Genomic DNA, 14,101 nt, shown 5'->3' on the forward strand with positions numbered 1-14,101 from the left:
CGCGTCCGAACGACGCGGGGCCGTCCGCTTCCGGTCAGACCAGCCGCGCGGAGCGAAAGACGCGAAGCCGAAACTAAACATCACACGGTCACCGGGCCTCGCGCCCAGGCTCCGCCCGCCCTTCCCATCCCGTTCACAGCGGAAGAGCGATGAGGCGTGTCCGCCGCTATCCCAACGCGGGCTGCAAACCTTCAGAATGGAGACGAACTCATGTCCCGTCATCAGAGACCCCGCGCGTCCCGCTCGCGGTCCAGGTCAGCCCGCGAGGAGGCAGAATGCGCCGAACTTCGCGCTGAACTGCTGCGACGCTGGGAAAGAGCCCGTGCAGAATCCTTGGCGCGCGAAGCGGAGCTCAGGAAGCAGCGATGCCGCGACTGCCCGCTTTCGACGTCTCAGCCTTGAGCGCGTGGAACCTGCGCCCAGCCGATCGTCTCTGACGTTGCCGTCAGCACACACCGCGGATCCATCCCGGGCTGAGGAACGCGCGCGGTGGCCTTCTGGCCTTCCCGCCGCCGTTCCGCTTCGTTCGCCTTCGCGAACGATGTCGTGAGACTGGGTCGGGCTCACACCAGCTCGGCCAGAGCCTCCTCGGCCTCCAGCCATGCAGCCTCCGCCGCGTCGAGGTCGCCCTGCGCCTTGGCCCGCGCCCGCGTCAGACCCTCCAGCGCCCTGGGATTCGACACCGCCGCATTGGCGAGGTCGTCGTCCAGCCGGGCGATCTCGGCGGTCAGGGCCGTGACCCGCTCCTCCGCCTTTTTCGCCGCATGACGCAGCGTCGACGGCGAGGGGCCGGATTTCTTTGTGGCCCTATCGCTCGCGTCGCGGGCGCTCGCGGCTTGAGGGCCGGGTTCGGCTTGAGCCGGCGGCGCCTCCGCCTTCACCTGGCTCGGTCGTACCGCCGCAGCCTTCGCCCGCTCCAGGACGAACTTCGCATAATCGTCCATGTCGCCCTCGAACGGCCTCACCGTCCCGTCCGCAGCCAGCCACAGCCGATCCGCCACCAGCTCCATCAAGGACCGGTCGTGGGTGATCAGGATCACCGCCCCCGTGTACTCGTTCAGCGCGTCCAGCAGGGCCCGGCGGCTGTCGATGTCCAGGTGATTGGTCGGTTCGTCCAGGATCAGGACGTGCGGCGCGTCCATGGCCACCAGATTCAGCAGCAGCCGCGCCCGCTCGCCGCCCGACAGGGCCTCGACCTTGGTCTCCTGCTTTTCAAACGGCAGGCCGAACTGCGCCAGCCGACTGCGGCGGCTCGATTCCGAAGCATCCGGCATGGCGCGCCGGATGATCTCCAGCGGCGTATCGGTCGGATCCATCGCCTCGATCTGATGCTGGTGGAACCAGCCGACCTTCATCTTGCGATCCCGGTGCAGCTCTCCCGCCTGAATGTTCAATGCCCCGGCGATCATCTTGGCGAAGGTCGACTTGCCGGCACCGTTGACGCCCAGCAGGCCGATCCGGTCGTCCAGATCCATCCGCAGGTTCAGCCGCTTCAGGATCGGCTTGTCCGCCTCATAGCCGACGCTGGCCCCCTCCAGCCGGATCAGGGGCGGCGCCAGCGGCCGGGGCGGGGAGGGCAGGACGAAGGGGGCCACCCGCTCGTCCGGCGGCAGCTCGATCCGCTCCATCTTCTCCAGCTTCTTGACGCGCGACTGGGCCTGGGTGGCCTTGGACGCCTTGGCCTTGAAGCGATCGATGAACTTCTGCAGGTGCGCCCGCTCCGCCTCCTGCTTGGCCTGGGTCGCCGCCATCAGGCGCAGTTTCTCGGCGCGCGTCTTCTCGAACGTGTCGTAGTTGCCGGTGTAGAGCGTCAGCTTCCTGTTCGACAGGTGCAGGATGTGGGTGCAGACCTCGTTCAGCATCTCCCGGTCGTGGGAGATGATCAGCGCGGTCGCCGGATACTTCTTCAGCCGCGCCTCCAGCCACAGCGCCCCTTCCAGGTCCAGGTAGTTGGTCGGTTCGTCCAGCAGCAGCATGTCCGGCTGGGCGAACAGGGCCGCCGCCAGCGCCACCCGCATCCTCCAGCCGCCCGAGAAGTGCGACATCGGCCGCTGCTGGTCCTCGTGGCTGAAGCCCAGACCCGCCAGGATCTCGGCCGCCCGGCTGGGGGCGCCGTCGGCGTCGATCTCGATCAGCCGGGCCCAGATCTCTCCCATCTCCTCCGGCTCGGCGGTTTCCAGCCGGGTCAGCAGGCTGTGACGCTCGACGTCGGCCTCGAGGATCGTCTCGATGACGCTGACGGGCGTGGCCGGATGCTCCTGGTCGACCGAGCCGATCCGGGCCGTCTTGGGCAGAGAGACCTCGTCGCCGTTGCCGGCCAGTTCGCCCAGGATGATCTTGAACAGCGTCGACTTGCCGATGCCGTTTCGTCCGACCAGCCCGACCTTGGCACCCGGCGGCAGGCTGACCGAGGCGTCGTCCAGAAACTGGCGGCCCCAGGCGTTGAACGTCAGGTTGGTGATCTGGAGCATGGCGGCAGGAAACTCGGGTCGTCCCTCAAGCAGCGAGCGGCCGCGCCGCGAGCGTTAGGGACACTGGGAGAAGGGAGGCTTGGAACGCGGGAGGGCCGCGTCTATAAGCCCGCGACCCTCAAACTCCCAAACAAGAAGACGACCTCCCATGGCCGAACGCACCTTTTCGATCATCAAGCCCGACGCGACCCGCCGCAACCTGACCGGCGCGATCAACGCCGTCATCGAAGGTGCCGGCCTGCGCATCGTCGCCCAGCGCCGCGTCAAGCTGACGACCGAGCAGGCCAAGAAGTTCTACGCCGTCCACGCCGAGCGCCCCTTCTACGGCGAACTGGTCGAGCAGATGACCGCCGAGCCGGTCGTCGTCCAGGTGCTGGAAGGCGACAACGCCGTGGCCCGCTACCGCGAAGTCATGGGCGCCACGAACCCCGAACAGGCCGCCGAGGGCACCATCCGCAAGTCGTTCGCCCTCTCGATCGGCGAGAACTCGGTCCACGGCTCGGACTCGCTCGATAACGCCAAGATCGAGATCGAACAGTTCTTCACCGAAGACCAGATCGTCGGCTAAGCCGCGCTCAATCAGCGAGGCTCCGCGAGCCGAGCGTTAGCGCAAACAGAAGGGGCTCCGGAGCGATCCGGAGCCCCTTGCTGTTCCGGCCCAGCGCATCAGTCCTTCAGCCCGGCGCAGAAGGCGTTAAGGGCCACCGGATAGAGCGCATGCTCGGCCGTCAACACGCGCTGCGCCAGCGTCTGGGGTGTGTCGTCCGGCAGGACCGGCACCCGCGCCTGATCCAGGACGGGACCTTCGTCCACGCCTTCGGTCACCAGATGGACCGTGCATCCGGCGTCGGCATCACCCGCCGCAATCGCCCGGGCATGAGTGTCCAGACCGGGATAGAGCGGCAGCAGGCTGGGATGGACGTTGAGCATCCGCCCCTCCCAGCGCCGGACCAGCCAGGGAGTCAGCAGACGCATGTACCCGGCGAGGGCCACCACCTCGACCCCGCGTCGCTCCAGTTCCGCGTTGATCGCGGCCTCGTGAGCTGCACGGTCCTTGCCGAACGGCCGATGGTCGATCGCGACCGTGTCCACGCCCTGAGCCACAGCCAGGGCCAGGCCCCCGGCGTCAGGATTGTTGGACGCCACGAGCACCACCGAATAGGCGCTCTCCGACCGGCGCGCCGCGTCGATCAGCGCGGCCATGTTCGAGCCGGCTCCGGAGATCAGGATGGCCACGCGCACGCGGCCGTCGGCATCCGGCATCGGTCAGTTCGCTGGGGCCGGTGCGGCCAGCGGCGGGGCGATGAAGGACCCGGCCGCTCCCGGGAAGACGACCGGGCTCTCATAGCCATCGGCCGAGATCGCCGAGACGCCGAAGAAGAAGTCGTCGATCACCACGCCGGGCAGGGTGAACGTCGTGACGTTCCCGGCGTCGCGGAAGTTCGTCCACTGGGCCGCCGTGGTCGGCCGCCACCAGACGCGGTAGGCCGTCGCGCCCGGAACGGCTTCCCAGCTCAGCGTCGTGTCGGGCAGCACCGCGCCCGCGATGGTCACGCCCCTGGGCGGGGCCGGGGCGCGGGCCAGCGACGCCATCGTCGCCACGTTCAGGCGCGTCGCCTGGGTCAGGTAGTCGAAGTTCACGCCCTCGATGGTGTCGCCATAGACGCGGCCGTTCTCAATGCGCAGGTCCTGGTGCTGGCGGTCGTAGTTCTCGTTGCCCTCGACGATCCGCACCGCCGGATAGCCCACGCGCAGGAAGCCGGTCTGGTCGCCGCCCCGGCCATAGCGATCCGTGCGGTAGATCATCTCCACGTCGAAGTCGGTCAGGTACCGGTCGGCGATGGTGTCGATGTAGCGGGCCAGGTTGCGCGACGGGCTGTCGACTTCTCCTCCATTGTAGCGGCGCTGGTTGGCTTCCTGGGGCGTTTCGACGGTGCGGGTCCCCTCGGCGAAAACGCGGATGCGAGTCGTGTCGATGTTTCCGTCCTGGCCCTGGACGTTGGAGACCATGTCGTTGTTCAGGTTGATGACGTCCCAGCCCTGCTCGCGGGCCCAGTTCGCCACGATAGTCGCCCCGTGCAGACCCTGCTCCTCGCCGGTCAGGGCGGCGTAGACCAGCGTCGCGGCGAAGCGTTCCCTGGACAGCACCCGGGCCGCCTCGATCAGGGCGGCCACGCCCGACGCATCATCGTTTGCACCCGGTGCGTCGTCGGTCGCATTCATCACGTCCGTGACCCGCGAATCGAGGTGGCCCGAGATCAGGATCACCCTGTTCGGATCGCTCTGGCCGCGCTGCACGGCAACGACGCTGACGATCTCGGTCGGATTGGGGACGCGCGGCGGGGCGGTGATGACGGCGGACGGAAGCTCGACCTCAATGCAGCCGCCGCAGGCGCGGCTGATGCTCTCGAACTCCCGCGCCACCCAGCGCCGGGCTGCGCCGACGCCGCGCGTCTCGCTGACGGTGTCGGACAGGGTGTGCCGCGTGCCGAAGCCGACCAGCGCCTCGATGTCGGCTCTCAGCCGATCTGTCCGGACCTCCGAGACCAGGGCGTGGATCGCCGGCTGGTCGACCGACGCCGGCGTCTGGGCCAGCGTCGCGGCGGGCAGTGCGGCGATGAGGGCGGCGAGGGCGATCGAACGCATGCGGGACTCCATCAGGACGCGGCGGACTGTAGGGCCGCGCTTCCGGACCGCAAGTCCGCAGGCTCAGCGATAAAGTCGCGGAACGCGGGCTGTCACAGACGTCAGCAGCTCGTAGCCGATCGTACCCGCCGTCGCCGCCGCGTCGTCGAGCAGGCGGTTGGCGCCGAACAGCTCCACGGTGTCGCCGACCGCGATATCGGCTCCGGTCACATCGACGGCGATGACGTCCATCGACACCCGGCCCAGTATGGGCCGCAAGGCTCCGGCGGCCCAGACATGACCGACCTGGCTCTGGCTGCGCAGTACGCCGTCGGCGTACCCGGCCCCGCAGGTGGCGATCCGGCGCGGCCTGTCGGCGACAAAGCCACGCGAATAGCCGACGCTCTCGCCGACCGGGACGTCGCGAACCTGGAGCACTTCGGCGGCAAAAGTGGCGACGGGTCGCAGCCGCGCATCGGGCCGTCCTTCGGGACCGCCGCCATAGAGGCAGTTGCCGGGCCGCGCGGCGTCGAAGCCGTAGTCCCGGCCCAGGAAGCAGCCTCCCGAGTTCGCAAAGGACCGGGTGACGTCGGGATAATGTGCGGCGATCGCGGCGAATGCGTCCCGCTGGCGGGCATTCATGGGGCTGGCCGGATCGTCAGCGCAAGCCAGGTGGCTCATGACCAACTCGAGGCCGTCGAACGCCGTGGGCGCGTCCTCGGGGCGAAAGCCCAGCCGGTTCATGCCGGTGTCGATCTGCAGCCCGCACAGTCCGCCGCCACTGGATTGCCAAGTGGCGAGTTGCGCGCCGTGGTTGAGGATTGGCCTCAAGTCCGCGCCCCGCAACGCTCCGGCGCTTTCGCCGACGCAACCATCGAGGACATAGATGACCGGCTCGACCCCGAGAGCCTCGCGTAGCTTCAGGCCCTCGGCCAGCCGCGCCACGAAGAAGGTCCGCGCGCCCTCGGCCATCAGACGCTCGGCGACGCGGGTCGCGCCCAGTCCATAGGCGTCGGCCTTTACGACCGGGTGGACCGGCACGCCGATGGCGGCCTCAAGCGCATGGAAGTTGTGCGCGAGGGCCTGGAGGTCGATCGTCAGAGTGGCGGTGGCGGTCATCGCCGCCTTATGCCGCAAGATCCTTGCGTTGGAAGCCGAAAAGCAGATGTGCTGCGCGAGAGGCTGCGGCTTGACTTGAGGGGGCGGGGAGACGACCTACGCGCCTCGCTGTCCAAGGTCGCGCCTCCCCATGTCCGTCAAGGTCCGTTTCGCCCCGTCTCCCACCGGCAAGCTGCACGTCGGCAACGTCCGCACCGCGCTGGTCAACTGGCTGTTCGCCAAGGGTCAAGACGGGCAGTTCGTCCTGCGCATCGACGACACCGACCTGGCCCGCTCCACGCCGGAGTTTGAACGGGGCATCGAAGAGGACCTGACCTGGCTCGGCCTGACCTGGGACGAGCGGCACAATCAGTCCAAACGCTTCGACCGCTATCACGACGCCGCCGAGCGCCTTAAGGCCGCCGGGCGCCTGTATCCAGCCTACGAAACTGCAGAGGAGCTTGATCGTCGTCGCAAGGTGCAGCTGTCGCGCGGCCTGCCGCCGATCTACGACCGCGCCGCTCTGGCTCTGACGGATGCTGACCGCGCCGCGCTGGAGGCGGAGGGTAGGAAGCCGCACTGGCGCTTCAAGCTGGATGGCCGCCGCGTGGCCTGGGAGGACCTGGCCAAGGGTCATGTGGAAGTCGACACGGCCTCTATGTCCGACCCCGTCCTCATCCGCGAGGACGGCCTTTACCTCTATACGCTGCCGTCGGTGGTAGACGATCTGGACATGGGCATCACCCACGTCATCCGGGGCGAGGACCACACGACGAACACCGGGGCCCAGATCGAAATCTTCGAGGCCCTGATCGCCGCCGGTCTCGGTTCGGCGACGCCGAAGTTCGCCCACATGCCGTTGCTGGTGGGTGCGGACGGGGCGGCGCTGTCCAAGCGGCTTGGCTCGCTGTCGGTCGCGGACATGCGCGACCTGGGCTACGAGCCGCTGGCGATCACCAGCCACCTCGGCAAGATCGGAACGTCAGATGCGCTGGAGGTCGCCGAGAGCCTCGAGGCCCTGGGCGCGGGCTTCAGCTTTGACAAGATGGGCCGGTCGCCCGCCCGCTACGACACCGACGACCTGGACCGGCTGAACGCCCAGGCGCTGCACGCCATGCCGTTTGCCGTCGCCAAACCTCGGTTGGCGGCGCTCGGCTGCGATCTGGGCGAAGCTGTGTGGGACGCCTTGCGGCCGAACCTGAACCGTTTCGGCGACATCGTGGGTCTGAGCCGTATGGTCACCGGACCCGTCACGCCGGTCGTGGAGGACGCGGCGTTCGCGGCCGCCGCGCTGGACGTTCTGCCAGAGACGATCGATGCCGACGTCTGGGCGGCCTGGACCGAGGCCGTAAAGGCGCGCACAGGTGCCAAGGGCAAGGCCCTGTTCATGCCGCTCCGCCACATCCTGACGGGACAGGAGCGCGGGCCGGATATGGCGACGCTCGTTCCCCTGATCGGCCGCGAACGGATCGTGCGCCGTCTCAAGGGCGAGACGGCCTGAGGAGGGCGGACGCGCCGCCCTCCAGAAAACCAGATCAGGCGTTACAGGCGGCGATTTGTTCCGCCGTCAGGGCCGTTCCGCGCCAGGTGAACTCGCTGACGGCGCCGAGGCGCGCGACCACGCGGCGGCAGGCACGCGACGCGGGTTGGTTGGTGCCGCCCGAAGCGGTGCAGGTCGCGCCCTCACACCGCCAGCTGGCACCGTCGATGATGACGGGGCGGGTCGGAGCATTTGCCGCATCGGTCAGCGTCAGCCGCGTGCCGGTCGGCGTCTGGGCGACAGCCGGAGCGCCGAGGGCGAGGCAGAGGGCGGCGATGGAGAAGACAGAGCGCATGGGGAGACTCCGAAGAGGAAAATGGCCAGGTCGGCCGAACGACATAGTGCGTCGCGTTTGAAAACTGTCAAGGCGCGTAGTCAAAAAAGACGGACCAGACCGCGCCGCGATGAACGACGATCACTTATCGCTGATCATATTGCAAGCCGACTGTCCCCGAAGTCGCAGCCAAGGCCTCGATCGCGCCCTCCACCGTGTCTCTGACGACCCAGGCGTTGAGGAAGGCGGCGGGTGTGAAGCCGGTCTCGACGCTGTGCTGCATCAGGGCGAAGAAGGTGTCCCAGAAGCCGTCGATGTTCAGGAAGACGATCGGCTTGCCGTGCAGGTCCAGCCGTTTCCAGCTCAGCAGCTCGACCACCTCTTCCAGGGTGCCAATGCCGCCCGGCGCAACGACGAAGGCGTCGGATTGGTCGTACATGATCTGCTTGCGCTCATGCATGGTCTGCACGACCAGGGTCTCGACCTCGTCGAAGAGGCGTTCCCGGCTGCGCAGGAACTCGGGCATGACGCCCAGCACGCGGCCTCCGGCCTCGTGCGCCGCACGCGCCGATGCGCCCATCAGGCCGACCCCACCGCCGCCATAAACCAGCCTCCAGCCAGCCCGGGCGGCCGCACGTCCGAAATCCCGGGCGGCCTGGGTGTACACCGGATCGGCGGCGTCCGATGACCCGCAGAACAGGCAGACCGACGGGCCGTCGAACGGCTGGATGGAGGGATGGGCGGGCGACATGAAACCTCGGTGCGAAACAGGGGACAGGCGACCGCTGTCGCGCTATCCGGAAGCGGGTCATACAGAGATGGGGCGAGCGATGAAACGACGGATCGGCGCGGTGATCGCCTTCGGGCTGGCGGCGGCGGGCTGTGGCGAGAGCCCCTCGTCGCAACAAGCCGAGGGCGCGATCGAGACCGCCTGGGTCACGCCGCCCTTCATCCAGACGGCCAGCGTGGCGGCTGGATCGCTGACTCTGTCCGGAACAGCGTCTCCGGGGGGGCGCGTCGTCGTCAGCGATCCGAACGGTCAGCAGTTCGCCGTGGCCGCCGATGACCGAGGCGGGTTCCGCCTTGTCATGCCTGGCCCGGACCGGCCGACGCTTTATCAGCTCGAGGTCCAGTCGGGGCAGGCACGATACCTCGCGCCCGGCCGATTGCTGGTGACGTCCAGCTCCGGCGGACCGATCGCCTTCGTCAGCGCGGGCGCTGCGACGCAGCGCTTCGACCCGGCCCCGCCGCTCGACGCCGTCGATGCCGACGGCCGTGCGTTGATCCTGAGTGGACGCGCAGAGGCGGGAGCCTCGGTGCGGATCGAGGCCGGCGTCGTTCGGGACGTGACAGCCGACCGCACCGGCCGTTGGACTGCGGCGCCGGCGGGATTGCCGGGATCCATACGTGTCGGCGGGCAAGGCTTCGGTCCAGCCCTGTCGATCGACGGGTCTGACGGCCTGAGCGTGGCAAATGGCGGCTGGCGGTTGATCTGGACCGCGCCCGACGGCGCGCGTCAGGTCACCTGGTTTCCCGCGGCGGTCCCTGAAACGCCTGGTTAACCAATTCGCTCGACCAAGGGCGTGTTCTCTTTGAGGACACCCACCATCACCGACTTTCGGCCCGGCGTCCGCGCCGGGCTTTTCTTTTCGGGGAGGAGCGGGCTATTCGCCGCGCCATGAGCGAAGCCGAAGTCCTGACCCGCATCGAAGGCCGCGTCGGCCGCATCACCCTGAACCGGCCCAAGGCGCTCCACGCCCTGAACCTCGCCATGTGCGAGGCCATGACCGAGGCGTTGCTGGCCTGGCGCGATGATCCGGCGGTCGGGAGCGTGCTGCTCGACCACGCCGGCGAGCGCGGCTTCTGCGCTGGAGGCGACATCCGCATGATCGCCGAGAGCGGGGCCGGGGACGCGGTTGAGGCAAAGGCCTTCTTCCACGCCGAGTATCGCCTGAATCATCTGATGTTCGTCTATCCCAAGCCGATCACCGCCATCGTGGACGGGGTCGTCATGGGCGGCGGTGTCGGGATTTCCGAGCCGGCTGACGTGCGCATCGCCACCGAACGAACCACCTACGCCATGCCGGAGACCGGCATCGGCCTGTTCCCCGATGTGGGCGGCGGCTGGTTTCTGCCGCGACTGCCGGGCGAGACCGGGACCTGGCTGGCCCTGACCGGAGCGCGGTTGAAGGCCGTCGACACCGTCGCCCTGGGCATACACACCCACTTCGTTCCGGCCGAGCGGATCGATGGTCTGAAGGCCGCGATCCTGTCTGGGCAAACGGACGCATTGAGCCGCCATGCCGGCGACGCGGGTCCGCCCCCTCTGGCTCCGCATCGAGAGGCGATCGACCGTTTGTTCGCCCACGACTCCGTCGAGGCGATCTTCGACGCCCTTGAAACCGACGGATCGGACTGGGCCCTGCAGCAGTTGGCGACCCTTCGGACCAAGTCGCCGCAGTCGCTGAAGGTCACGCTGCGCCAGCTGCGAACCGGTCGACGCATGACGGACTTCGCCGAGGTCATGGCGATGGAGTACCGGCTGGGCGGCCGGATCGTCCGGACCCACGACTTTCAGGAGGGGGTGCGGGCGGTCATCGTCGACAAGGACAATGCGCCGCAATGGTCGCCGTCTTCGCTGCAGGACGTGTCGGATGCTGACATCGACGGCCTGTTCGCCCCTCTGCCGCCCGAAGAGGAATGGTCGCCGCTGATTTGACGCTTGCGTCCCCGGATGATCACGGGCGTAGCTGCGGCGTCCATACGGGAGACTTCTCATGCTGAAACGAACCGGTATCGCCGCACTGGTCCTGGCGCTGATGACCATGGACGCGGCCTCGGCAGCGGTCGCCGCTCTTTCGGCCCAGGACGCGGCGGCACCCCACATCGCAACCGCCGTCGCTGATTCCCGGCGCCCCGCTGAAGACGTCGCGCGCGACGCCCTGCGGAAGCCCGCCGAGATGCTGGCCTTCGGAGAGGTTCAGCCAGGCCAGCGCATCGCCGATATCCGCCCCGAGGAAGGCTACTTCACGCGGCTCTTCGCCCCCGCCGTCGGCGAGACAGGCCGCGTCTACGCCTTCGTCCCCACACGCACGGCGACGCGCGAGACGCCGCTGGCCGAGGCTCTGGCGGCCGCCTTTTCAAATGTGACGCCGCTCGCCGGGGCTCTGGACGCGATGAGCTTCCCGGAGCCGCTCGACGCGGTCTTCATGGTCCAGGAATACCACGACTTCCACATCCCCGGTTTCAATACCGATGTCGCCCGCATGAACCGGGCCGTGTTCGACGCGCTCAAGCCCGGCGGCGTCTATGTCGTCATCGACCACTCCGGTCGGGCGGGAACAGGCGCGACCGAGGTTCAGACGCTGCACCGCATCGACGGCGACTTCCTGAAGGCCGAGGTCGAGGCGGCGGGCTTCGTCTTCGAGGCCGAAAGCGACGCCCTGCGCAATCCGGATGACGACCGGACGATCAACGTGTTCGACGAAGCCATCCGTGGTCGCACGGATCAGTTCGTCTACCGTTTCCGCAAACCTGAGTGACCGCACTGGCGGTGAGGATCGTCAACAGCTAACCGGAGCGAAAATCAGAACGCTCCGGGAGACGCTTCATGACCGCTCGCAAGATCGCCTTCATCGGCCTCGGCAACATGGGTGGCGGCATGGCCGCCAATCAGGCCAAGGCGGGTCATCAGGTTTCTGCGTTTGATCTGTCCGAAGCCGCGCTGGAGCGGGCGAGGGCGGCGGGGTGCGCGCCGGTTGGCTCGGTCGCTGAGGCGGTCAAGGAGGCAGACGTGGTCATCACCATGCTGCCGGCCGGGCCGCATGTGTTGAAAGTCTACTCGGAGCAGGTGATCGGCGCGGCCCCGACGTCAGCGCTGCTGCTGGACTGCTCCACGATCGACGTCGATACCGCGCGTAAGGTCGCCGGGCTTGCTCGTGACGCGGGCTACGCCTTTGCCGACGCGCCCGTATCTGGCGGCACGATGGCGGCGGACGCGGGGACCCTGGCCTTCATGGTCGGCTGCGACGAGCCGGACTTTGAGCGCATCGAAGCGGCGCTTGAGCCCATGAGCCGGGCGACCTTCCGCGCGGGCGACCACGGCGCCGGGCAGGCGGCCAAGATCTGCAACAACATGATCCTGGGCATCACCATGCTCGGCACCTGCGAGGCGATCGCTCTGGCGGAAAAGCTGGGCCTGGACCCGGTCAAGATGTTCGACATCGTGGCCAAGTCCTCGGGCCAGAGCTGGAGCGTGACGACCTACTATCCCTGGCCCGGTCCCGTACCGACCGCGCCTTCGAATCGCGGCTACGACGGAGGCTTCGCGACGGCGATGATGCTGAAGGACCTGAAGCTGGCGCAGGACGCTGCGGCCAAGGCCGGGGCATCGACTCCGCTAGGGGCCCAGACGGAGGCGCTGTTCCAGCTGTTCGACCGCCTCGGCTACGGCGGGCGGGACTTCTCGGGCATCCTCCAGATGCTGCGCGGACGCCTCGAAGATCTGCCCAAGGTGTAATGAGAACCGTTATCAATAAAGGTCTTGCGACGTTTTCGCCTTGCCCGGCATGTGGACATTGCGGTGTCATCGGCGCAGATACCGGCCACAGCCAGATAAGCAGAAGAAGCGCCGTTTTGTTCGACTATAAGGCCGCCTTTCAGAACGCCGTCGACCAGGTCAAGAGCGAGGGCCGCTACCGCGTCTTCGCCGACCTGAAGCGCGTGCGCGGCCAGTTTCCGCGCGCGGTGCGTCGTCGTCCGGACGGGTCCGAGCAGGATGTCGTGATCTGGTGCTCCAACGACTATCTTGGCATGGGTCAGCACCCTGTCGTGGTCGAGGCCATGCAGGCCGAGGTCGATCAGGCCGGGGCCGGCGCGGGCGGCACGCGGAACATCTCGGGCACGACGCGTTCGGCGGTCGATCTGGAGGCCGAACTGGCCGCCTGGCACCAGAAGGACGCCAGCCTGCTGTTCACCTCGGGCTATGTGGCCAATGAGGCGACGCTGACGACGCTCCAGCGCATCCTGCCAGGGCTGATCATCTTCTCGGACAGCCTGAATCACGCCTCGATGATTGCGGGCATCCGGAACGGCGGCTGCGAGCGGCACGTCTTCCTGCACAACGATCTGGCGCACCTCGAATCGCTTCTGGCGGCGGCTCCGGCCGATGCGCCCAAGCTGATTGCCTTCGAGAGCGTTTACTCCATGGACGGCGACATCGCCGACCTGAAGGGCACGATCGCCCTGGCCCGCAAGTACGGCGCGATGACCTACCTCGACGAGGTCCACGCCGTGGGCCTGTACGGCGCGACCGGCGCCGGCGTGGCCGAGCGCGACGGCGTGCTGGCGGACATCGACATCATCGAATGTACGCTCGGCAAGGCCATCGGCGTCATGGGCGGCTACATCGCCGCCGACGCCGTGATCGTGGACGCGGTGCGCAGCTGGGCCTCGGGCTTCATCTTCACCACCAGCCTGCCGCCAGCCCTGACCGCCGGAGCCCTGGCGTCCGTGCGCCACCTGAAAGCCCATCCCGAACTGCGCGAGGCGCATCAGGAGCGAGCCGCGACGCTGAAGCGCCGCTTCGCCGAGGCGGGCATCCCGGTCATGCCGTCCGAGAGCCACATCGTGCCGGTCTTCGTGGGCGACCCGGTCCATACCAAGATGATCTCGGACATGCTGCTGGAAGACCACGGCATCTACGTTCAGCCGATCAACTATCCGACCGTGCCCAAGGGCACCGAGCGGCTGCGCTTCACGCCCTCGCCCGACCACGACGACGGCATGATGGACGCCCTGGTCCAGGCCATGGACAGGCTGTGGACCCACTGCAACGTCGCGCGGATGCCGGTCGCGGCGTGACGGCGAACGACCTCGGCGAGGTCATCCTTGAGGCGACTCGCGACGGTGCCTTTCTGAAAGTCACGGCCATCCACGCGGCAACGGGCATCGAGGCCTCGGCGGTCGGTCCTGCGATGGAGCCCAAGGCTGTCGAGCGGCTCGCCTTAGCCAAGCTTCGGCGTCTGGTCGCCGCATCCTGACACAAGATGTTGTGGCGGCAGGTCGTCGGGCCTAGATTGGGGCCTTCCCGCC

Annotated in this window: 14 protein-coding genes; 8 read left to right on the top strand and 6 right to left on the bottom strand. The window is 68.0% G+C overall.

Annotated features, from left to right (window positions below; translation table 11 throughout):
• Positions 1-563: 563 nt before the first annotated feature.
• Positions 564-2,471 (bottom strand): ABC-F family ATP-binding cassette domain-containing protein, encoded by a 1,908-nt coding sequence (locus IP78_RS01020; protein WP_054109859.1) that lies wholly within the window; start codon positions 2,469-2,471, stop codon positions 564-566.
• 148 nt (positions 2,472-2,619) lie between these two features.
• Here IP78_RS01020 and ndk point away from each other — a divergent pair, with 148 nt between their 5' ends.
• Positions 2,620-3,039, top strand: a complete 420-nt coding sequence (ndk, locus tag IP78_RS01025) for a nucleoside-diphosphate kinase (RefSeq protein WP_054109860.1) — start codon at positions 2,620-2,622, stop codon at positions 3,037-3,039.
• 98 nt (positions 3,040-3,137) lie between these two features.
• Here the strand turns inward: ndk and purN are convergent, their stop codons facing one another.
• The 3 genes from purN to alr all read right to left on the bottom strand — a co-directional run bounded on the left by purN (position 3,138) and on the right by alr (position 6,215).
• Positions 3,138-3,734, bottom strand: a complete 597-nt coding sequence (gene purN / locus IP78_RS01030) for a phosphoribosylglycinamide formyltransferase (protein ID WP_054109861.1) — start codon at positions 3,732-3,734, stop codon at positions 3,138-3,140.
• Positions 3,735-3,737: 3 nt separating this feature from the next.
• Complete coding sequence (locus IP78_RS01035) at positions 3,738-5,117, bottom strand: M28 family peptidase (protein WP_054109872.1); 1,380 nt, start codon at positions 5,115-5,117, stop codon at positions 3,738-3,740.
• Positions 5,118-5,180: 63 nt separating this feature from the next.
• Complete coding sequence (alr, locus tag IP78_RS01040; RefSeq protein ID WP_054109862.1) at positions 5,181-6,215, bottom strand: alanine racemase; 1,035 nt, start codon at positions 6,213-6,215, stop codon at positions 5,181-5,183.
• Between the two features lie 130 nt (positions 6,216-6,345).
• Between alr and gltX the strand changes: the two genes are divergently transcribed.
• Complete coding sequence (gltX, locus tag IP78_RS01045; RefSeq protein ID WP_054109863.1) at positions 6,346-7,695, top strand: glutamate--tRNA ligase; 1,350 nt, start codon at positions 6,346-6,348, stop codon at positions 7,693-7,695.
• A 34-nt stretch (positions 7,696-7,729) separates the two neighbouring features.
• Here the strand turns inward: gltX and IP78_RS01050 are convergent, their stop codons facing one another.
• Both IP78_RS01050 and IP78_RS01055 read right to left on the bottom strand, forming a co-directional pair.
• Positions 7,730-8,029 carry a hypothetical protein gene (locus IP78_RS01050; protein ID WP_054109864.1) on the bottom strand — a complete coding sequence of 100 codons (300 nt, stop codon included), beginning with the start codon at positions 8,027-8,029 and terminating at the stop codon, positions 7,730-7,732.
• A gap of 124 nt (positions 8,030-8,153) precedes the next feature.
• A complete protein-coding gene (locus tag IP78_RS01055) occupies positions 8,154-8,759 on the bottom strand; it encodes a TIGR00730 family Rossman fold protein (protein WP_054109865.1) in 606 nt (201 codons plus the stop codon).
• Between the two features lie 79 nt (positions 8,760-8,838).
• Here IP78_RS01055 and IP78_RS01060 point away from each other — a divergent pair, with 79 nt between their 5' ends.
• The 6 genes from IP78_RS01060 to IP78_RS01085 all read left to right on the top strand — a co-directional run bounded on the left by IP78_RS01060 (position 8,839) and on the right by IP78_RS01085 (position 14,049).
• On the top strand, positions 8,839-9,570 hold the full coding sequence (locus IP78_RS01060; RefSeq protein ID WP_054109866.1) for a hypothetical protein: 732 nt from the start codon (positions 8,839-8,841) through the stop codon (positions 9,568-9,570).
• Between the two features lie 116 nt (positions 9,571-9,686).
• Positions 9,687-10,727 (top strand): enoyl-CoA hydratase/isomerase family protein, encoded by a 1,041-nt coding sequence (locus tag IP78_RS01065; protein WP_054109867.1) that lies wholly within the window; start codon positions 9,687-9,689, stop codon positions 10,725-10,727.
• A 58-nt stretch (positions 10,728-10,785) separates the two neighbouring features.
• Positions 10,786-11,550, top strand: a complete 765-nt coding sequence (locus IP78_RS01070; protein ID WP_054109868.1) for a class I SAM-dependent methyltransferase — start codon at positions 10,786-10,788, stop codon at positions 11,548-11,550.
• Positions 11,551-11,618: 68 nt separating this feature from the next.
• Positions 11,619-12,527, top strand: coding sequence for a 3-hydroxyisobutyrate dehydrogenase (mmsB, locus tag IP78_RS01075; RefSeq protein WP_054109869.1), 909 nt, complete (start codon positions 11,619-11,621; stop codon positions 12,525-12,527).
• A 116-nt stretch (positions 12,528-12,643) separates the two neighbouring features.
• Complete coding sequence (gene hemA / locus IP78_RS01080; protein ID WP_054109870.1) at positions 12,644-13,870, top strand: 5-aminolevulinate synthase; 1,227 nt, start codon at positions 12,644-12,646, stop codon at positions 13,868-13,870.
• Positions 13,867-14,049 carry a hypothetical protein gene (locus IP78_RS01085; protein WP_054109871.1) on the top strand — a complete coding sequence of 61 codons (183 nt, stop codon included), beginning with the start codon at positions 13,867-13,869 and terminating at the stop codon, positions 14,047-14,049. The genes hemA and IP78_RS01085 overlap by 4 nt, the downstream gene beginning before the upstream one ends.
• The last annotated feature ends 52 nt before the right edge of the window (positions 14,050-14,101 follow it).

Origin of the sequence: Brevundimonas sp. AAP58 (assembly GCF_001295975.1) — a bacterium.
Classification (GTDB): Bacteria; Pseudomonadota; Alphaproteobacteria; order Caulobacterales; family Caulobacteraceae; genus Brevundimonas.

Bases quoted from the DNA above. Each gene is read 5' to 3' on its own strand.
- IP78_RS01020 (WP_054109859.1), bottom strand. From the start codon at position 2,471: ATGCTCCAGATCACCAACCTGACGTTCAACGCCTGGGGCCGCCAGTTT.
- ndk (WP_054109860.1), top strand. From the start codon at position 2,620: ATGGCCGAACGCACCTTTTCGATCATCAAGCCCGACGCGACCCGCCGC.
- purN (WP_054109861.1), bottom strand. From the start codon at position 3,734: ATGCCGGATGCCGACGGCCGCGTGCGCGTGGCCATCCTGATCTCCGGA.
- IP78_RS01035 (WP_054109872.1), bottom strand. From the start codon at position 5,117: ATGCGTTCGATCGCCCTCGCCGCCCTCATCGCCGCACTGCCCGCCGCG.
- alr (WP_054109862.1), bottom strand. From the start codon at position 6,215: ATGACCGCCACCGCCACTCTGACGATCGACCTCCAGGCCCTCGCGCAC.
- gltX (WP_054109863.1), top strand. From the start codon at position 6,346: ATGTCCGTCAAGGTCCGTTTCGCCCCGTCTCCCACCGGCAAGCTGCAC.
- IP78_RS01050 (WP_054109864.1), bottom strand. From the start codon at position 8,029: ATGCGCTCTGTCTTCTCCATCGCCGCCCTCTGCCTCGCCCTCGGCGCT.
- IP78_RS01055 (WP_054109865.1), bottom strand. From the start codon at position 8,759: ATGTCGCCCGCCCATCCCTCCATCCAGCCGTTCGACGGCCCGTCGGTC.
- IP78_RS01060 (WP_054109866.1), top strand. From the start codon at position 8,839: ATGAAACGACGGATCGGCGCGGTGATCGCCTTCGGGCTGGCGGCGGCG.
- IP78_RS01065 (WP_054109867.1), top strand. From the start codon at position 9,687: ATGAGCGAAGCCGAAGTCCTGACCCGCATCGAAGGCCGCGTCGGCCGC.
- IP78_RS01070 (WP_054109868.1), top strand. From the start codon at position 10,786: ATGCTGAAACGAACCGGTATCGCCGCACTGGTCCTGGCGCTGATGACC.
- mmsB (WP_054109869.1), top strand. From the start codon at position 11,619: ATGACCGCTCGCAAGATCGCCTTCATCGGCCTCGGCAACATGGGTGGC.